Source organism: Ruegeria sp. BC1 (assembly GCF_056539305.1).
The window spans coordinates 250,798-270,024 of record NZ_JBQFUT010000003.1; the positions used below are offsets into that span (position 1 = coordinate 250,798).

The following is a 19,227-nucleotide window of genomic DNA, read 5'->3' on the forward strand; positions in this document are numbered from 1 at the left end:
ACGCCTGAACAGAGAGGGTTTGCGTTATGGCAACTCAACATTCCCGATCCGTCGCGCGCCTGATGATGGCACCCGCAGTGGTCCTGCTGCTTGGCTGGATGCTCGTGCCGCTGACGATGACGCTGTACTTTTCCTTCAAGAAGTACCTGCCTCTGCGGGGCGGTGATCTGGGCTGGGTCGGGTTCGACAACTACGTCCGGTTCGTCTCGTCCAGTTCCTTCTGGCCAGCGGTTCAGGCAACTTTGGTGATCGTAGGCGGAGTTCTGGTGATCACCGTTGTTTTGGGCATCCTTCTGGCCATGCTGCTGGATCAACCCATGTGGGGCCAAGGCGTCGTCCGAATCCTGGTGATCGCACCCTTCTTTGTGATGCCCACGGTATCGGCGCTGGTCTGGAAGAACATGTTCATGGACCCGGTCAACGGACTGCTGGCGCATTTGTGGCGCTTTTTCGGGGCCGAGCCGATCTCATGGCTGTCCGAGGCGTCGATGACCTCGATCATCATGATTGTCTCGTGGCAATGGCTGCCCTTTGCAACGCTGATCCTGCTGACCGCAATCCAGTCGCTGGACAGTGAACAGCTTGAAGCGGCCGAAATGGACGGCGCTCCGGTTATGAAACGCTTTTACCACATCATCCTGCCGCATCTGAGCCGTGCAATTACCATCGTGATCCTGATCCAGACGATCTTCTTGTTGTCGATCTTCGCCGAGATCTTCGTGACCACCGGCGGCGCATTCGGCACCCGCACCCTCACCTACCTGATCTTCCAGCGCGTGCTGGAAAGCCAGAACGTTGGCCTCGGATCAGCCGGAGGCGTCTACGCCATCATCCTTGCCAATATCGTTGCCATTTTCCTGATGCGCATCGTCGGCAAAAACCTGGACGCGTGAGGAGGGAACACCATGGCCCGCGCCGTCACAACACAACGCAAAACACTGAACACCGCCATTGCCTGGGGTATAGGTCTGCTGATCTTCTTTCCGATCCTCTGGACTGTCTTGACCAGCTTCAAGACCGAAGCGCAGGCAATCGCTAGCCCGCCCCTGTTCCTGAACTTCGATTGGACGCTGGAGAACTATGCCATCGTGCAGGAACGTTCGGACTACATGCGCTTCCTTTGGAATTCAGTCATCATCGCAGGTGGCTCGACCATTCTGGGGGTAATCATTGCAGTGCCCGCCGCGTGGGCGATGGCCTTTGTACCCTCGAAACGTACCAAAGACATCCTGCTGTGGATGCTGTCGACCAAGATGCTGCCTGCGGTTGGCGTGCTCTACCCGATCTACCTGCTGTTCATTCGGTTGGGTCTGCTAGACACGCGTGGGGGGCTGGTCGTGGTGCTGATGCTGATCAACCTGCCGATCATCGTTTGGATGCTTTACACCTATTTCCGCGAAATTCCGGGGGAGATTCTGGAAGCCGCGCGAATGGACGGCGCAACGTTGAAAGAGGAAATCCTCTATGTCCTGACCCCTATGGCCATTCCGGGCATCGCCTCGACCGTGCTGCTGAACTTCATCCTAGCCTGGAACGAGGCGTTCTGGACGCTCAACCTGACCGCCGTCGACGCAGCCCCGCTCACGGCCTTCATCGCCAGCTATTCCAGCCCGGAAGGCCTGTTCTTTGCCAAGCTCAGCGCGGCCTCGACCATGGCGATTGCACCGATCCTGATCCTTGGCTGGTTCAGCCAGAAACAACTTGTCCGCGGCCTGACCTTCGGCGCTGTGAAATAAGGAAGACATCTTATGGGACGCATTCAACTCAAGTCCGTGACCAAAAGCTTCGGCGACGTGCAGGTCATTCCCCCGCTGGACCTAACCATCGAAGATGGCGAATTCACGGTCTTCGTCGGCCCCTCGGGCTGCGGTAAATCCACCCTGCTGCGCCTGATCGCTGGGTTGGAGGATATCACTTCGGGCTCCATCGACATTGACGGGTCGGATGCCACCGATGTGCCACCTGCCAAGCGCGGTCTGGCGATGGTTTTCCAGTCTTATGCTCTTTACCCGCATATGACCGTTCGCAAGAACATCGCCTTTCCGTTGCGCATGGCGAAGCTGGACCAAGCCGAGATCGACAAACGCGTCGAAGGCGCGGCGAGCGTGCTGAACCTGAGCGACTATCTGGATCGCCGTCCCGGGCAGTTGTCCGGCGGTCAGCGTCAGCGGGTCGCTATTGGGCGTGCGATCGTGCGGGAGCCAGCGGCGTTTCTGTTCGACGAACCTCTATCGAACCTCGATGCCGCGTTGCGCGTTGGAATGCGTTTAGAGATCAGCGAACTGCATGAACGCCTCGCCACGACAATGATTTATGTGACTCACGATCAGGTCGAGGCCATGACCATGGCAGACAAGATCGTTGTCCTTCAGGCCGGGGTGATCGAACAGGTCGGCTCTCCGCTGGAGCTTTACCGGACCCCGCGCAACCTGTTTGTTGCGGGCTTTATCGGATCGCCCAAGATGAACTTCATCGAAGGCGAAGAGGCCGCGAAACACGGCGCGCATACGATCGGGATACGTCCCGAACATATTGCTGTTTCGGAAAGCGAGGGCACATGGTCCGGTGTTGTCGGCGTATCGGAGCATCTTGGGTCAGACACGTTCTTTCATATCCATGAAACTGGTCTGGCAGAAACGATCACCGTCCGGGCAGATGGCGAGGTCGGGTTTCGCCACGGCGACCGCATCCACCTGACCCCACGGGCAGATGTGATCCACCGCTTTAACGCGCAGGGGCTACGGATCGAATGAACCGCCTGGCAGGCAAAACCGCCCTGATCACCGGGGCCGCGCGTGGCATAGGATTAGCCTTTGCCAAGGCTTACGTCGCCGAAGGCGCGCGCGTCGCAATTGCAGACATTGACGGCCCTCGGGCGCAAAAGGCCGCGAACGAAATCGGTGACGCCGCCGTGGCCGTTGAGATGGACGTGACCAACCAGCGCAGCATTGACGCAGCCGTTTCACAAACGGCCGCCCATTTCGGCCCCGTCGACATACTGATCAACAACGCCGCCATCTTCACCGCTGCCCCAATCGTCGATATCGAGCGCGAAGATTACAACCGCGTCTTCGACATCAACGTTGCGGGCACACTGTTTACGATTCAGGCCGTCGCGCGCCACATGATCGAACACGGAACCAAGGGCCGGATCATCAACATGGCGTCTCAAGCTGGGCGCAGGGGTGAGCCTTTGGTCGCCGTGTACTGTGCGAGCAAGGCCGCGATCATATCTCTGACCCAATCGGCGGGTCTGAACCTCATCTCCCATGGGATCAACGTGAACGCCATTGCCCCTGGTGTTGTCGATGGCGAACACTGGGACGGTGTGGATGCGTTTTTTGCAAAGCACGAAGGCAAACCCACTGGCCAGAAAAAGCGCGAAGTGGCGGCGGCCGTCCCTTACGGCCGGATGGGACGTGCCGAAGACCTGACCGGCATGGCTGTGTTTCTGGCCTCGGACGAGGCCGAGTACATCGTCGCGCAAACCTATAACGTCGATGGCGGAAACTGGATGAGCTGATGACTCCACTGGCGAACGCAAATCCCCCGATTCAGCTGAACAGCGACAGCCTCTCAGACTTGCCTGTTGGTGTTGGCATTCCGAAATACCGGCGCAACGATCTGCGCCCCGGTATTGTTCATATTGGTCTGGGCAATTTCCACCGTGCCCATCAGGCGTGGTACATCCACCAGATGATGCAGCAGGGTCTGGCCAATGACTGGGCAATCATAGGGGCCGGCGTGCGAAATTATGATGTCGTGATGCGAGAGAAGTTGCTTGCACAAGACTGCCTGACCACCTTGATCGAACTCGACCCGCAAGGAATATCCGCCGAGGTGATTGGCCCGATGATCGACTACCTGCCGATTGACGAGGGCAACCCCGCCTTGATCCGCAAGATGGCCGACCCATCGATCCGGATTGTGTCGCTGACAGTAACAGAAGGCGGGTATTTTCTGGACGCAAACACCGGAGCGTTCGACGCCGATCACGAAGATATTCGTCATGATGCGAGGAACCCGAACCAGCCCCGCACGGCCTTTGGGTCCATTGTCGCGGCACTAAAGCAGCGTCGAGCGAACGGCCTAAAACCCTTTACTGCGCTCAGCTGCGACAACCTTCAGGACAACGGCAGGATCCTGCGCGACTGTGTAGTTGGTCTGGCACGCATGTCCGACCCTGATCTGGCCAACTGGATTGATGACACCGGCGCATTCCCGAATTCGATGGTGGATTGCATCGTACCGGCGACGACGGACCAAGTGGTGTCGCAATGCCTCGCGCTTGGCGTCGACGACCGCGCTCCGGTCTCGCACGAGAATTTTCGCCAATGGGTGATCGAAGATGACTTTTGTGCGGGTCGGCCACCTTTGGAACAAGTTGGTGTAACGCTCACTCATGATGTTCACAGCTATGAGATCATGAAACTGCGGATTTTGAACGGCGGCCACCAGCTGCTCGCAAATGCCGGGGAAATTATGAACATACCGACGATTTCAGACTGCATGCAGGACCCGGATATCCAGGCTTTTTTTGAGAAAGTTCAATCGGAAGAAATTCTACCTCATATCCAAGCCGCGCCCGGGACGACGGGCAAGGAATATCTTGAGTTGGTAAAAAAGCGATTTTCCAATTGTGCAGTTCACGACACTACTCGCCGGGTCGCGTTTGACGGATCTTCCCGACATCCGGTTTTTCTGCTGCCATCTTTGCGTGATGCGATTGCAACCGGGTCTTCCTTACATGGGCTGGCACTGGCCGAAGCGTTTTGGTGCAGGATGTGCACTGGCATTCGTGAAGATGGCACCGAAATCGCCCCAAACGACCCGCATTGGGACAACCTAAAGAATGCGGCACTGGCATCCAAAGCCGATCCGGAACATTGGCTAAACCAACGCCAGTATTATGGTTCATTTAGCATCAGCAAACAGTTTTCCGAAGCCTTCACCAGGTGGATGAACGCGATCTGGCAAAGTGGTGGTCGGGCAGCCATAGCAGAATATGTCGCGCTGGATTTGAAGTCACACTGAACTCCCACCGCTAATCAGGGTCAGTTTCAGAAATAGTTTTCGTCTTGCGATGATCAGAAATATTGCGCCGACGTATGTTACTTGGGCCTCTATGAAAGCACATTCAACGAAGATCCGCTTCGGTTGTTTCGCAAACTTTCAAAGTGACCAAAGCCAAGGTCTAACTGGGCACACTTATCTTGCGGTCTCCGCAAACATTCAAAGTCCAGAAACTGTCGCGGTTGGAAATTGGTGTTTTCGGATCATGTTGGCTACTTCTATACCTTCCAACGTCGCGGACCCGGATGTGAATGACTTGAACCCGCACATGGGTCGTACGCGGCGTTTGATAAACCTGTGATCCTGTTCCACGATGTTGTTAAGGTATTTGGACCTGATTGTCTGCACTTTGGCTTGGCTGCCAAACCGCCTGAGGATCCTGTTCACTTCCCGAATTCCAGCTGTGTTGGCACCACTCTTGTCTATTACGATCTTGTTGGGGATCCTGTTGGACGTCAGTGCTTTCGCAAAGAACCTGGTTGCCGCTGGACCGTTCCTGCGCTCAGACAGCAGTGCGCTCGAACTGACGGATGCTGCGTCGTGACGTAACTGTTGATTTCTCCTGAAAGCGGACCTTACCTTTCCAAACTTATAGTGCCCTGGCTTAGCTCGCTGTCAAAATTTCTTCGGTCGTGCAGGCTGCGGCCGAAGCATACAATAACTTCGAAAGCACACGCACATGTCACTCCTCTTTTCCCCCTGCCAACTCAGAGGAGTGCAATTCAAGAACAGGATCGCAGTTTCTCCTATGAGCCAATACCGGGCTTTGGACGGGCATGCTAACGCCTGGCATCTCGTGCATCTTGGACGATTTGCGATGGGTGGCGCGGGGCTGGTTTATATCGAGGCCACGTCCGTGGAACGACGGGGCCTGCGAACGTTGGGCGATCTGGGGCTGTGGGATGATGCGCATGTTGAGGGGTTGTTGCCGATTGCTGCATTCCTTGAACAGGAAGGTTCGGTGCCCGGTATTCAGCTGTCACATGCCGGGCGCAAGGCGTCGGAACGACGACCATGGCATGGCGATTCACCGCTTGACGATGAGGATTTGTCTGAGCGGGGAGAAAAGCCCTGGGCTACAATTGGGCCATCTGCCATTCCATTCGCCGATGGGTGGCCAATCCCGCACGAGATGACAGCGGCTGAAATCAAACAGGTGATTTCTGATTTCGGCCAGGCGGCGCGCCGGGCATACGAGGCCGGAATCAAAATAATCGAAGTTTACGCCGCACACGGGTTCCTGTTGCATCAATTCCTTTCACCCATCAGCAATCGACGCCAGGATGAATGGGGCGGTTCTGCCGAGAACCGCCGCCGATTTGCCATCGAAGTTGCGCGTTCCATTCGCAAGAACTGGCCGGAAGACTATCCGCTAGCCTATCGGCTGTCGGCTACCGATTGGTTGCCGGGAGGTCTGGAAGTTGAAGACACTGTAGAAACGGCCAAAGCCCTGAAATCCGCGGGCGTAGATATAATTGATTGCTCCACCGGTGGCATCGGCGGTACGGAACGACCACGCCGAATGATAATCGAAGACGGCTATCAGGTTCAGTTTGCAGAGCGGGTACGGCGGGAAGCAGATATTCCGACGATGGCGGTCGGGCTTCTGCGAGATGCGCGTGCCTGCGACGATATCATCCGGTCGCAACAGGCGGATTTCGTGGCCCTTGCCAGAGAACTCCTGGATGATCCGAACTGGCCGCTTCATGCCGCCAGCGCGCTAGGGCTTGATGACAATCACGACATGTGGCCCCCAGAGTTCGGGTGGTGGCTGATGAAACGCAAGCGGTTATTGACCAAGCTTGGACTGCAGAAGTAGCCTTCGAACCGGTCGATTGACCACAATGTACCATGGCTCGCTGCCAATCTGGTTTTTCAGGAGTTCTCATGTACAGCCCATCTCATTTTACCGAGGAACGGGTAGAAGTTTTGGTTGCAGCAATGCGAGACATTCAGTTTGGCACCTTCATTACGCAGGCGGAAAACGGCCTGGAAATCTCGCACGTTCCTACCTTCGTGCATCATCGGGACGAGCAAGACAAGATTATCATCGAGGCACATGTTGCCCGAGCCAACCCACATTGGAAGGCGCTGAACGATCAGCACACAACCGTTATCTTTTTGGGACCGCAAGCCTATGTTTCGCCTTCCTGGCTTCCATCCAAACAAGTGGACGAAAAGGTTGTCCCGACGTGGAGTTATGTTGTTGTTCATGCCCGCGGCCACCTTGAGGCGGTTACCGATCCGAATTGGATGTTGCGCCACCTCAATGACCTGACACGTCAGAACGAAGCCCGAATGGAAGACCCTTGGGAGGTTTCGGACGCGCCTGAAAAGTTCACTGCGGCGCTCATGAGGGGCATTGTCGGGTTTAGGCTAACCGTTGAGCATCTGGAAGGCACATGGAAAATCAATCAGAATATGCCGGAAGCTGACCGCCGCGGTGCTGCCCGTGGGCTGGCAGAATCGAGCGAGGCGGGTGGTCAGCTTGCAGCTGCCTTACGAGATGATTTCGCCTGACTCCTCGTATCGGTTTTTGCGGCCAATTCGCGAAATAGGTAGAACTGAGATGCCGGTGCCGTGTCCAAACCCCTGTATCTACCCGGGTGGTGCTGAACTCAGACAAAGGGTTAGACCGTTGCCCGACGATAAACCGTGTGCTCTGTCGTATAAAACTGGATTGTCGAAGGCCCATTCGAGCCGCCAACACCCATGGCGCTGTCCTTTATCCCAACAAAAGGTGCGTGGTTCTCAGGGAAGCTTCCGGCATTGACATGAATCATGCCGCTTTCGCTTTCCGCAACAAATTTTTCGACCACATCGGTACGTTCTGAAAAAAGGCAAGACGACAAACCAAAGGCCACGTCATTGGCGATGCTCATAGCCTCGTCAATCGTATCATAGCCGATCACAGAGAGGACCGGTCCAAAGACTTCTTCGCGAGCAATTTCCATATCCCGGGTGACGCCGGAGAGAACGGTTGGTGCGAAGAAATGCCCGCCTGCCGCCGTTGCAATCTTCTTTCCGCCCGCCGACACAATTGCACCCTCGGCCTCGGCGCGGGAGACAAAGGCATCGACGTCGCGAAGCTGTTTCGCACTGGAAAGCGGTCCAAACCTTGCGCCTTTCGCCATGCCGTCCATCGGTTGGATCGCTTCCACTCGTGCAACCAGGCCTGCCACAACCTCTTTTTCAATTGCTCGGTTTACGATAACCCGGCTGACGGCGGTACAACGTTGTCCGCAAACGGAAAACGCCGCAGCGGAAATTTGATCAAGGGCCGCGTCCAGAGCGCTGGCGTCATTCAGGATTGCGGGGTTCTTTCCCCCAAGCTCTAACGAGACCTCTGCCAGATGCCCTGCCGCCGCCGCTGCAACACGTTTGCCGATCTCGACCGAGCCAGTGAAGCTGACCGCATCGATGCCTGTGTGTTCAGACAGGGTCTGCCCCAATTCACCGCCGCCTATTATGGCTTGAACAAGGTGCGGCGGAAAAATCTCGATGGCAATTTCGGCCATCAAAGCAATCGCGCCTGGGGTAAGGGACGCCGGTTTGAGAAGGATCGCATTGCCGTACAAAAGCGCCGGAATAGCTTTGCGCATCGGTGTGCTGAACGGAAAATTCCATGGATTGATGCCAAGTATCACACCTCTTGGGCGACGGGTCGAATAGACCACAGTGCCAGAGACTTGTGACGGAAGAACCTCGCCAATCGGCGCGCCTGCGCGTCCGATGCAAGCGCGCGCTTCGCCGATTGCCTTCTCGACCTCGCCACGCGCTTCGACCAAGGGTTTGCCCATTTCCTTGGTGATTGACTGGGCGATTTCGTCGGCGCGCATCTGCAAAGCATCGACAAACTTGCCGACAAGCACGCCGCGCTCGGGCTGTGGTAATTCAGCCCAGGCAATTTGAGATCGGCGTGCTCGCGCGACGCAATCGTCTAACGCATCTATCGACGTTGCTTCATAGGTTGCAACGATCTCGTTAGGAGCGGCGGGGTTGCGGATTTCAATGGGCATGAGCGGATTCCTGTTTTGAGCCAGTAACGTCGGCGCGGATCATGGCGGAAGCTACTATTGCGACTATGGCGGTGGGTGCGTGGGTATCGGCCAAAGCCCTTTTCGGAAAAGCAAAACATCCGACGATTTTTTCAATAGTCGCAGCGCATCGTTGGATGATCGGCCTTCAGTAGTAGGCTCTGCCAAGTCGTCAAATCTCGTGGTCGGCCTGTAAATGTAAATCAGCCCTGGGCCAGATCTTGGCCCGCCCGACATATGAATCCAATGACAATTCAATGCCTGTCCACTGATACCGGACCAGACGATGATGCCGTTAAAGTCCGTCACGCTCCGCTCCAAAAGTTCTTATTCTGGGAATAATTGAAATGTCCTAGCGGGGCAAATAAAAATTCTATAAGTAGAACTTTAGAATTAATTGGAATCAAACGTCAATGACCGACACCCTTCGTCAGAGCCGATCCCCGCTATACCTTCAAATCGCTGAAATCCTGAGGCAGGATTTGGATCGGCGCGCTTGGAAACCAGGTGAATTATTACCAACAATTTCAGATCTATCGGCGAAGTACTCAGTTGCTAAGATCACTGTGCGACAAGCCGTCAAGATACTGGAAGAAGAGGGCTTGCTGGAATCGCGGCGTGGACGTGGAACAAAGGTACTTCCCCGCCCCCCTGCCCGCGACCGGCTGCATTTGGGTACGCGCCTTTCCAGTGTGGTTGACCTAAATCGTGGCGATAAGCCGTCCGACGTACTCTTGGAAGATTGCGAATCCGATGTGCCGGGCGTGCCGATTATCGGTACTTTGTCTCAAGGTGGTTATCATCTGTTGCGGCGAACCCATACACGCGAGGGCGAGACGTATTGCGTTATTTCGATCTACCTGGAAAAAGAACTCTTTGCGCGTTACGAAGCCGAGTTCAGAACACGCCTTGCCTTGCCGCTGTTGGTCGATTCTGATGACATCGAAGTCGCTCGTGCCCGGCAGTCGCTGACCATCAGCAAATGCGATTATGACACGGCGGGCCTGCTGGGGCTTGCAGTCGGCGACCCCGTGGTCGACGTCCGACGCGTCATCTGCGACGGTCAGGATCGCGTGATCTATCTGGCTGATGTGACCTATCGCAGCGACTTTGTTTGTTTAGAGATGGACCTCCTCGCATGATCAATATTGCACGCATTCAGGCCTGGGCATTTCGGTACCCAACGAAAACACCCGTCGCAACATCCTTTGGCATCATGCGCGACCGACCGGCGGTGCTGGTCCGGCTCGAAGACCGCGACGGTTCCTATGGATGGGGCGAGATCTGGGCCAATTGGCCTTCTGCCGGTGCCGAGCATCGCGTTCGCCTGCTGGAAATGGACGTGGCGCAATTGGTCCTTGAAATGCAGGCTGAAACGCCGACTGAGTTTAGCCAATTGCTGGAGGATCAAACGAAGATTCGTGCTGTACAATGCGGCGAGATCGGCCCGTTCGCGCAAGTCGTAGCCGGGCTGGATATCGCTTTTTGGGACATGGCAGCGCGCCGCCAAGGGGTGCCCCTTCGCCGATTGATAAGCAGGGCCGCACCGGACTGCGTCCCGGCCTATGCCAGTGGAATCCAGATTACGGCCGCAGAAGACGTTGTGCCGCGCGCGCGCGCCAATGGGCACAAGAGATTCAAGCTGAAAGTCGGCTATAACATGGAGACCGACATTGCGGCGCTGCACAAGATATCGGTGGAAATTGCCGAGAACGAGTTGATCGCTTGCGATGCGAACCAAGCTTGGTCGTATGATCAAGCTAAGGAATTCCTTTCCGGCAGTGATGGCGTGCCTCTGCACTGGCTAGAGGAACCGCTTCCGGTATTTAGTGATGCCGCCGAATGGCAGATCCTCGCTGGTCACACATCCATTCCGTTAGCCGGTGGGGAAAACATTGTCGGCAAATCTGACTTTGATCACGCGATCAGAGAAGGAGCCTTGTCCATCATCCAGCCCGACGTAACCAAATGGGGTGGCGTTTCCGGCAATCTTGCGGTGGCAAGAAACGCATTGGCAAACGGCCGCCGATATTTCCCACACTATCTTGGCGCAGGGGTCGGCATGGCGGCCTCGGCCGAGTTGCTGGCGGGCGCCGGTGGCGATGGTTTGTTAGAGGTTGACGTCAATCACAACCCGCTTCGCTCAATGTTCTACCAGGACGGCGAGCCTGTGTTGGACGGATTGTGGCGCTGTTCTGAAAAGCCTGGGTTGGGTATCGACACCATTCCGCAAGAGCTGATGGCGTTCCAGTCACTTTATGCCGAGATCTGCTAGAACAGACGGAAGGGCAGCGCCGTTTCAATCTTTCTGGCTCTGCCTTCGCGTGACATGCGCCCTGAACGCCACATAACCTGCCGAGGTAACAGAGGCCGGTTTGCCCCCCAATCAGCTTGTCGGCGGCCATTCGAACGCATCAAGACATCAAAAAGCCTGATCAGCAAGGGCAGCAAGTTGCAACTCTTTCTCAGTCCTGTGGTTGCAATCTTGCTGGCCCTCCACTGCCCGTCGTTCACTAAACACTGGCCGAAAATAATATTCGCTCAAAGACTCGCATATCAGGGATTGACCACAATGGGTTCCTCCATGACAAGGTTCTGATTGCGAAACCACAGCCGGATGGTCATTCTTTCAGATTTGGCGTCGCCGGACGACGCCATCAGAATCAAGGCGTACTCGCCATGTTCATCAAACGTGAAGATGCCACTGGAATCTGTTGTTGTCTTATCGGCCACCTCGACAGATGTGACTGTCTCGCGCGAGAGAGTAACGTTGGCACCCGCGATGCCGTTCCCGGATGCATCAACCACCCGGCCCTGTATTTTTCCCTCATTGTTCTGCGAAACATAAATGTTCCACGCCACAACAACCACTAAGGCAGTCGTCAGTGTTATGACGAAACGGTTCAAAACTAACGGACGCAATTCCATATCATCAGCCTTTTGTTGCCCCAGACGTAAGTCCACGGATGAAGTCCTTTTGCGCCAGCAGGAACACCAGCATACTGGGGAGTACGACCAAAACACAAAACGCGTAAAGCGAGCCTGTCGTATCTTCAAACGAGGCCAAGAATGACACGAGGCCAAGAGGCAACGTTTGCTGGTCGGGGCTCCGGACCACAATAAGCGGCCACAGGAACTCGTTCCAGGACCAGATAAAGGACAGGATGACATTAGTCGCTACCGCCGGTTTTGAGAGCGGCAACATGATCTTGGTCAGAATCTGCCACTCTGAAAGTCCGTCCAGTCGCGCTGCTTGAACCAATGACGACGGCACAGCCTCGAAATTGGACTTGAACAGCAGAATACAAACGATGTGGCTGAGTGCTGGCAGCGCAATACCGAGTTTGCTGTCGAGCAGGCCAATTTTTGCTGTCATCAGGTAAGCCGGAATGATTGTTGCGTGAAACGGAATCATCATCGACATCAACAGAAATGTAAGAACGAGGCCCTTACCCGGAAACTGCTTGGTCAGAGCGTATCCGGCCATTGCATTGAGGAATAGATTGCTGATTACGACAAGCGTTGCGATAACCAGGCTGTTGGAAAACATCTTGACGAAGCTGACCGTGTACCACGCCTCAACATAGTAGAACAGGTTAGGCTCGACCGGAAGGATGGATGGCGGATAGGTAAAAAGATTGTCGCCGGTCAGACTGGTTTTCAGAACCCAATAAATCGGCGTCAATATCAGGATCGATACCAGTGTGAGCAATATATGGCTGACTATTTTTGGGGATGTTCTCATTGGATTAATCCGCAATATCGACTTTGCCGGCATCACCACCCGAAAGCCGATTAGCGACGATGGCAAGGCAAAGATAAGTCAAAAACATCACGACCGTGACCGCAGCGGCATAGTCGAAACGGCTGAGCGTAAAAGAGAGCTTGTAGATATACGTGATCAACAGTTCAGTGGCCAAACCTGGTCCACCTCCGGTCATCGTGTATATGAGATCGAAGCTCGTGAATGAGGCGATGACCCCAAGGATTACGCAAAGGAAGATTGAGGGGCGCAGTAAGGGCAGCGTGATGCGCCAGAACCGGTGATGCGCACGTGCGCCGTCGATAATAGCTGCCTCGTACAGGTGCGTGGGAATGTTCTGAAGCCCTGTGAGCATGATGATCATGAAAAACCCGGTGATTTGCCAAATCGCTGCAACCATCACTGAGAGCATTGCGAAGTCGTAGGATTCCAGGAAAGCCACCGGTTGATCGATAATACCTAGAGATCTCAGAAGGTAGTTCACCAACCCTACGTTGTCGTTGTAAAGCCAGCGCCAGACAATTCCGACCGCCACAATCATCATTGGATATGGTAAGAAGATTAGAGTTCGGTAGAGTGATCGCCCTTTAATTTTTTGGTCGACAAGCAGCGCAAGTCCGAGCGAAATGGTGATAGCGATTGGCGTTGCCAGCATGAATATTGCCGTGTTCTTCAAAACAACCCAGAACGAATCGTCGAAGTAAAGCATCTCTTCGTAATGATACAGGCCGGCAAACTCGAATGGCTTTCCGGGCGCCCAGAACGAAAACGACAGAACCATGTTCCACAACAGTGGAATGACGCGGTAGAAGAGATAGATGGCAAGCGCAGGAAGCAGCAACACCCAAACAAAGGCTAGCTCCCGGCTTCTCTTGGTTTTGAACAGCGATGACACTATCGAAACTCCTACGTTGGCGTTTGGGCCCGCGCCAAGTCACGATGCGGGCCCAAACTGGTTTCAGGGTCGCGAAAGGATACGGTTGACCTTCGCTTCGGCGGCGCTAAGGGCCTCGCTCGGATCGGCCTGGCCCAGAAGCGCAGGTTGTACCGACGTCCAGAAAGCATCTTTGATGCGGGCCTCGAGTGGCGACTTGATGTAACCGGTGATTTTGTCGAGCTTTGAACCTGCAAGTTCCAAAACCTGTGCCTTCAGCGGCGCCTCGGCCTGGAATTTCTCAACCAGCTTTGGGTCAACGCTCTTGTTCAATGTCAGGATCGAGAATGTGCTGGACATGGTATCCTGCCATTTGTCCGATGTCGCGATCTTGACCAAATCGACAGCGGCGTCCGGATGTTTGGATGAAGCGGATACGCCCCAGCCGTGATGGTTCGGAGCCCACCAGTCGCCCGGCACGTCATAAACCTCGACACTTTCTTCATTGATCCAGTCAGCTTTGCTGGCTGCCCAAAACAAGGCCGAGTTAGGTGCCATATACATGCCAACATTGCCCGCGCCGAATGCGGTGTTGGGCTCCACCCAGCGCCCGGTCCACGAAATGTTGTTAATCGCGCCGCTCTTTGTAGCTTCGGCAAGCTGCGTCAGGGTCTCGACGGCTTCCGGCGTGTTGAATGCGGCCTTGGTCATATCCTCGTTGAGGATCTCAACGCCGTTCATCTTGAACAGCGGCCAATAAAGCCAGTCGAAATTTGTCGTCAAGAAGCCAGACTTGCCTTCGCCCTTCATCTTGTCGGCAGCCGCCATCAAATCGTCAAAACTTTCAATCGGCGTTTCGATGCCAGCTTCCTCGATCATCTTCTTGTTCAGATAAAGCAGCGTGCGGTTGAAATACCACGGCACCAAGTAAGTCTTGCCATCATCGGTCTTCCAAAGGTCCAGTGCACCATCGACGAACCGGTTGGCAAACTCTTCATCGGCGTCAAGATAGGGCGCCAGATCCAAAAGTTGCCCGTTTGCGGCATATTCGGACCACAATGCCCCCTGGATGTTAACCACGTCCGGCTGTGTACCGGCCGCAATCTGGGTCTGGAAGAAAGTTGCCCATTCCGTCCCCTTCTTGTCGATCCACTCGACTTCGATATCGGGATGCTTTTGGTTGAATTCCTCGATCCAACCCTCGATTTTTTCGCCATAGATCGGCAAATTCCAAGTTAGAACCGTTATTTTGTCGTCGGCGAGCGCCGGTGCCGTCAGCACCATCGTAGCGACCGAAGCGGCTCCGATCGTTTTCATGATTTGTCTTAGCATTTTGTTTCTCCTTTTGATGCTCACAAAGAGCGAAAAGTCCATTAATTTGCTAACTCGACGGGTTGGCCCTGGCGAAACGACTCTTCTGCAGCAAGGCAGATTTCGACTGCGCTCCGGGCTTCATTTGGTGGTAAGATGGAATGGCCTTGCTGAAACCCAGCAAATGCCGCGCGCAGATTTTCCTCTAGTTCAAAGACTTCGCCCGACCGTGGAATGTCCACGGTCTCGACGTCCAGTGTTCCGCTCTTCACTTTCAGCTCGAAACTTGGATCGAGCGTGCGGTCGAGTGCACCGGACCACCAGCTCCTTACACCGCCATCCGTGCCACCTATTTCCAGCAAGGTGTGATGTTCAAAACCCGAAAGGCATTGGTTGAGAACGGCCATTGAGCCATCAGACCATTCGAGAACGGCAGTGAAATTGTCGGTCAGTTCACCATGCAATCCGTTGCCGTAGGCAGTGACTTTCGCTGGTTTACCGTTTTCGTGGGCGTACCAGATAATGAGATCGAAGAAGTGGACGAGTTCCTCAAGAATCCACGATCCCACGCGGGCCGGATCGTACCGCCAACCTTCTGACCCCTGGCGAAACGCATTCCGGTATAGGGACAAATGTTGGTAGCGAACCGCTCCTATAAGACCGTCCGAAACGACGTCGCGTACAGCACGCCATTGATGCGACACTCGTAGTTCGTGGTTGAGGGCGACCAAGCGGTTATTACGTTCCGCAGCCTCTGCAACAGTGTCGCACTGTTCAAGAGTCAGTCCCAATGGCTTTTCAAGGAATACATTCGCACCCGCATCAAGAGCCGATATTGCAAACCTCGAATGAACGTCATTGGGCACTGTGATATCGACGACGTCATAGTCGCTTTTTTCGAGCATTTCATCATAGTCAGAAAACCGTTCCGCATCAGGCAAAAGCTGCGCTGCAGCGTTTGCCGAACGTTCGGAGTGGCAATAGACCGACACGATCTCGACGTGATTGATGTTGGCAATTGCACGAGCATGCTGTTGCCCCCAAGCGCCGAATCCGGCCAGTGCGACTCTGATGGGCTCGGTGCTCATCCAATAGCCTTTCCGGTCGCCGCATCAAAAAGATGGGTACGTGCCATGTCGATCTCGAACATCACAGTTTCGCCCGCACTGACTTTGACTTCCGGTCGGACGCGCGCCGTGATCGTGTGCCCGCCAACGTCAGCGAAGACCAAAGTGTCCGGCCCCAGCGCCTCGACAACGTCGACGACACCTTTGGCGATTGCGTTGTTCGGATTCGGGCTACTGTCCGCGACCTTGATGTCTTCCGGCCTTACGCCAAAGACCAATCCGCCACGCGCTCCCGCTTTCCCTTTTGGGGGATTTACAACGAACCCGTCAGCCCCGCAGACTTTAATGCGAGTATCCGAGATCGGCTCGGCCGGTAAAAGGTTCATGGTCGGAGAACCGATGAAGCCAGCCACGAACAGGGTTTTTGGCGAGTAATAAACCTCCTCCGGTGTTCCGATCTGGTCGATTTCGCCAGAATTCATGACTACGACCCGGTCGGCCAGGGTCATAGCCTCGATCTGGTCATGCGTGACATAGACAGTGGTAACGCCAAGATTGCGGTGCAATTTCTTGATTTCGAGCCGCATGGATCCGCGCAGTTTTGCATCAAGGTTTGACAGTGGCTCATCAAACAAAAATACCTGCGGCTTGCGAACGATCGCACGACCCATGGCGACCCGCTGCCGTTGCCCGCCGGACAACTGCTTTGGTTTGCGATCCAAAAGGTCAGTTAGTCCAAGAACTTCGGCCGCTTCCGTTACGCGCTGTCTGATCTGACTTTTGCCGGTGTTACGATAGCGCAGCGAAAATGCCATGTTCTCATAGACTGACATATGTGGGTAAAGCGCGTAGTCTTGAAACACCATCGCAATGTCGCGGTTGCGCGGTTCAATTTCATTTACGACCCGGTCGCCGATGCGGATTTCACCGGAAGTTATGTCTTCCAGGCCAGCAAGCATGCGAAGCGATGTGCTTTTCCCACAGCCGGACGGACCGACCAGAACAATGAACTCACCGTCGTTTATGTCCAGGTTGATGCCGTGAACAACTTGCAGTTCGCCATATTTTTTTACGAGATTTCGGAACTCAACGGTCGCCATCTTCAGATTCCCGACTTTGAAATTTTTGATCGAGCCATCTGACCAAATCGCTTGGCCGTTTCTCCTGCGGTCGAGAACAGCATCGCCGCTTCGTTGGCAACCGAGACGAAATCGTAACCGGCCTCAAGGTGGCGCTCACCAATCTTGGGGTTGGGAGCAAGAACACCCACGGCCTTTCCGGCAGCCTTAACCTTTTCGGCGGCTTGATCGATTGCGGCCGTAACGTCCGGGTCTGCAGCCCGCCCAAGTTTGCCCATGCTCGCAGCCAGATCGCCAGGACCGAAAAACACGGCGTCTACGCCATCAACTTCGGAAATGGATGTAATGTTGTCGAGCGCCTGGGCAGTTTCCGCCTGGACAATCAGGTAAACCGAGTCGGATGCCTGGCTCAAATATTCGCGTTCAAAGCCAAATCGACCGGCGCGATGCATCGCTGCGACACCTCGCTTGCCATGCGGTGGGTAATGCATGGCCTCGACCGCAGTCTTCGCCTCATCTGCGGTTTGCACATATGGCAACATCAGCGTCTGCGCCCCGGCATCAAGAAACTGTTTGAGCAACACACTGTCATTCCATGGCAATCGCACGATCGGTATTGTCGGCGTCGCGCAAAGGGCCCGCATGTGCATCATCGCATCGGCCAATGTGATTGGCGCATGCTCACCGTCAATCAAAAGCCAGTCGTATCCGGCCCAACCGAGACCCTCGGTTGCATTAACTGAGTTCAGCATTGACCAGATTCCGATCAAAGGCCGCCCGTCGGCCAGAGCACGCCGAAACGGATTGGAAAGTTGGCCATTGCCATCACGTATTCTTGTCTTGGTGTCCAAGGTCACCTTACCCTCCCACGAGCGTCGATTTTCAACATGCGTCCCCTGCCCTTCCCTCCAATCACGACGATTTCGTCAAAAAGATTAACCACCGGACAGGCATGGTTCGGAAGAATTCGCACGATCTCACCGACTTGCGGCACGCTGGCGCAGTTCGACACATCGACGAAGCCATGTTCTTCGGCAAAGCGTTCCAGGCGCGCTTCCGGATAGTCGATAAGTACGCCGTGGTCCTTGAAGCCCGCCAAATCGCTGGTCAGGGTCTTAGAGCCGGCGTCCAGCATGACTCGCCCCGGTTCAGGACTTGAGATCACGGTTGCAAGCACGAACAATGCGCAATCCTTCGGATCCGCAGCGCCCACACCAACCATTTGCCTGTCATTGAAAATCGAAGTTCCGGATCGAAACTCGGTTTCGCCAAAACTGCCGACACTGGCGAGATTGGGCGTGCCACCGGCAGAGACAACCTGAATGTCGAGCCCAAGAGCAGAACAGCGCTCCCTGGTTTCATCGACAAAGGCGGAGGCCTCGCGCCACTGACCGTTAGGCGGATAAAGCAGCAGCCCGGAAAACTTCAGCCCTGGGAGTTTGTCGATCTTGGCAGCAAGCTCGGCAGCGGAAGCGGGTGTGACAACACCACATCGATGTCGCCCGGTGTCGCACTCAACAAGCACCTTGAGATCCCGACCGGACGAAGCAACCGCCTCTGACAAATCCTTCGCAACCACTTCATTGTCGCAACAAACGGTCAAGTTTATTTTCGAATGAAGGTTTGCCAGCCGAGCGTGTTTCGCCGCGCCAATCACATTGTAGCTGATCAGGATGTCATCGATCCCGGCGCCTGCCATCACTTCTGCCTCGCCAAGTTTTTGGCAGGTGATACCGCGGGCGCCATGTTTCAACTGCAGCTTGGCAAGTTCAATTGACTTGTGGGTTTTGATATGTGGCCGGTTCGCGATTCCGGACTTGTCGCAGATTTCCTGAACCTTCTTGATGTTCTCTTCAACGGTTTCAATGTTCGCAACAACAACCGGCGTATCCAAGAGCGCAGGCTCAAGATTGTTAATGACGCTAGCTTCCCAGTTCGGTGGCATCCGATTTCCCCAGCTTTGTCCCCTATTTCGGAACTATACTGAAAAAACGGTGTGATCCAAGAATAATCTTATATATTG

Annotated in this window: 18 protein-coding genes and 1 pseudogene; 9 read left to right on the forward strand and 10 right to left on the reverse strand. The window is 55.0% G+C overall.

Annotated features, from left to right (window positions below; all coding sequences use genetic code 11):
* The first annotated feature begins 26 nt into the window (after nucleotides 1–26).
* The 5 genes from ACR0IY_RS09305 to ACR0IY_RS09325 are packed head-to-tail and all read left to right on the forward strand — an operon-like array spanning nucleotide 27 to nucleotide 5,034.
* Entirely contained in the window at nucleotides 27–893 is an 867-nt protein-coding gene (locus ACR0IY_RS09305) for a carbohydrate ABC transporter permease (RefSeq protein WP_480672506.1), read from the forward strand.
* A gap of 12 nt (nucleotides 894–905) precedes the next feature.
* Nucleotides 906–1,736 carry a carbohydrate ABC transporter permease gene (locus ACR0IY_RS09310; RefSeq protein ID WP_480672508.1) on the forward strand — a complete coding sequence of 277 codons (831 nt, stop codon included), beginning with the start codon at nucleotides 906–908 and terminating at the stop codon, nucleotides 1,734–1,736.
* A gap of 12 nt (nucleotides 1,737–1,748) precedes the next feature.
* Nucleotides 1,749–2,753 (forward strand): ABC transporter ATP-binding protein, encoded by a 1,005-nt coding sequence (locus tag ACR0IY_RS09315; protein WP_480672510.1) that lies wholly within the window; start codon nucleotides 1,749–1,751, stop codon nucleotides 2,751–2,753.
* Nucleotides 2,750–3,523, forward strand: coding sequence for an L-iditol 2-dehydrogenase (locus ACR0IY_RS09320; RefSeq protein ID WP_480672512.1), 774 nt, complete (start codon nucleotides 2,750–2,752; stop codon nucleotides 3,521–3,523). The genes ACR0IY_RS09315 and ACR0IY_RS09320 overlap by 4 nt, the downstream gene beginning before the upstream one ends.
* Nucleotides 3,523–5,034, forward strand: coding sequence for a mannitol dehydrogenase family protein (locus tag ACR0IY_RS09325; protein WP_480672514.1), 1,512 nt, complete (start codon nucleotides 3,523–3,525; stop codon nucleotides 5,032–5,034). The genes ACR0IY_RS09320 and ACR0IY_RS09325 overlap by 1 nt, the downstream gene beginning before the upstream one ends.
* A gap of 198 nt (nucleotides 5,035–5,232) precedes the next feature.
* Here the strand turns inward: ACR0IY_RS09325 and ACR0IY_RS09330 are convergent.
* A pseudogene (locus tag ACR0IY_RS09330) lies at nucleotides 5,233–5,586 on the reverse strand (DDE-type integrase/transposase/recombinase); the annotation flags it as partial.
* A gap of 166 nt (nucleotides 5,587–5,752) precedes the next feature.
* Between ACR0IY_RS09330 and ACR0IY_RS09335 the strand changes: the two are divergent.
* Both ACR0IY_RS09335 and ACR0IY_RS09340 read left to right on the forward strand, forming a co-directional pair.
* A complete protein-coding gene (locus ACR0IY_RS09335) occupies nucleotides 5,753–6,892 on the forward strand; it encodes an NADH:flavin oxidoreductase/NADH oxidase (RefSeq protein ID WP_480672516.1) in 1,140 nt (379 codons plus the stop codon).
* 68 nt (nucleotides 6,893–6,960) lie between these two features.
* Nucleotides 6,961–7,593 (forward strand): FMN-binding negative transcriptional regulator, encoded by a 633-nt coding sequence (locus ACR0IY_RS09340; protein WP_480672518.1) that lies wholly within the window; start codon nucleotides 6,961–6,963, stop codon nucleotides 7,591–7,593.
* 110 nt (nucleotides 7,594–7,703) lie between these two features.
* Here the strand turns inward: ACR0IY_RS09340 and ACR0IY_RS09345 are convergent, their stop codons facing one another.
* A complete protein-coding gene (locus ACR0IY_RS09345) occupies nucleotides 7,704–9,092 on the reverse strand; it encodes an aldehyde dehydrogenase family protein (RefSeq protein ID WP_480672520.1) in 1,389 nt (462 codons plus the stop codon).
* Between the two features lie 431 nt (nucleotides 9,093–9,523).
* Between ACR0IY_RS09345 and ACR0IY_RS09350 the strand changes: the two genes are divergently transcribed.
* Together ACR0IY_RS09350 and ACR0IY_RS09355 are read left to right on the forward strand one after the other, a co-directional pair.
* Nucleotides 9,524–10,252 carry a GntR family transcriptional regulator gene (locus ACR0IY_RS09350; RefSeq protein ID WP_480672522.1) on the forward strand — a complete coding sequence of 243 codons (729 nt, stop codon included), beginning with the start codon at nucleotides 9,524–9,526 and terminating at the stop codon, nucleotides 10,250–10,252.
* Complete coding sequence (locus tag ACR0IY_RS09355; RefSeq protein WP_480672524.1) at nucleotides 10,249–11,385, forward strand: mandelate racemase/muconate lactonizing enzyme family protein; 1,137 nt, start codon at nucleotides 10,249–10,251, stop codon at nucleotides 11,383–11,385. Before ACR0IY_RS09350 ends, ACR0IY_RS09355 begins: the two co-directional genes overlap by 4 nt.
* Before the next feature lie 281 nt (nucleotides 11,386–11,666).
* Here the strand turns inward: ACR0IY_RS09355 and ACR0IY_RS09360 are convergent, their stop codons facing one another.
* From ACR0IY_RS09360 to ACR0IY_RS09395, 8 genes are all read right to left on the reverse strand, one after another.
* Nucleotides 11,667–12,074 (reverse strand): carboxypeptidase-like regulatory domain-containing protein, encoded by a 408-nt coding sequence (locus ACR0IY_RS09360; RefSeq protein WP_480672526.1) that lies wholly within the window; start codon nucleotides 12,072–12,074, stop codon nucleotides 11,667–11,669.
* Nucleotides 12,043–12,888, reverse strand: a complete 846-nt coding sequence (locus ACR0IY_RS09365) for a carbohydrate ABC transporter permease (RefSeq protein ID WP_480672785.1) — start codon at nucleotides 12,886–12,888, stop codon at nucleotides 12,043–12,045. Before ACR0IY_RS09365 ends, ACR0IY_RS09360 begins: the two co-directional genes overlap by 32 nt.
* The gene (locus ACR0IY_RS09370; protein ID WP_480672528.1) at nucleotides 12,860–13,768 is read right to left on the reverse strand and encodes a carbohydrate ABC transporter permease; all 909 of its coding nucleotides are present in this window, start codon (nucleotides 13,766–13,768) and stop codon (nucleotides 12,860–12,862) included. Before ACR0IY_RS09370 ends, ACR0IY_RS09365 begins: the two co-directional genes overlap by 29 nt.
* Nucleotides 13,769–13,831: 63 nt before the next feature.
* Nucleotides 13,832–15,079: an ABC transporter substrate-binding protein gene (locus ACR0IY_RS09375; RefSeq protein ID WP_480672530.1), complete on the reverse strand. Its 1,248-nt coding sequence runs from the start codon at nucleotides 15,077–15,079 to the stop codon at nucleotides 13,832–13,834.
* Nucleotides 15,080–15,120: 41 nt separating this feature from the next.
* Nucleotides 15,121–16,146 carry a Gfo/Idh/MocA family protein gene (locus ACR0IY_RS09380; protein WP_480672532.1) on the reverse strand — a complete coding sequence of 342 codons (1,026 nt, stop codon included), beginning with the start codon at nucleotides 16,144–16,146 and terminating at the stop codon, nucleotides 15,121–15,123.
* Nucleotides 16,143–17,225, reverse strand: coding sequence for an ABC transporter ATP-binding protein (locus ACR0IY_RS09385; protein ID WP_480672534.1), 1,083 nt, complete (start codon nucleotides 17,223–17,225; stop codon nucleotides 16,143–16,145). The genes ACR0IY_RS09380 and ACR0IY_RS09385 overlap by 4 nt, the downstream gene beginning before the upstream one ends.
* A 2-nt stretch (nucleotides 17,226–17,227) precedes the next feature.
* Nucleotides 17,228–18,061, reverse strand: coding sequence for an HpcH/HpaI aldolase family protein (locus ACR0IY_RS09390; protein WP_480672536.1), 834 nt, complete (start codon nucleotides 18,059–18,061; stop codon nucleotides 17,228–17,230).
* The gene (locus ACR0IY_RS09395; RefSeq protein ID WP_480672538.1) at nucleotides 18,058–19,149 is read right to left on the reverse strand and encodes an alanine racemase; all 1,092 of its coding nucleotides are present in this window, start codon (nucleotides 19,147–19,149) and stop codon (nucleotides 18,058–18,060) included. The genes ACR0IY_RS09390 and ACR0IY_RS09395 overlap by 4 nt, the downstream gene beginning before the upstream one ends.
* Nucleotides 19,150–19,227: the final 78 nt, after the last annotated feature.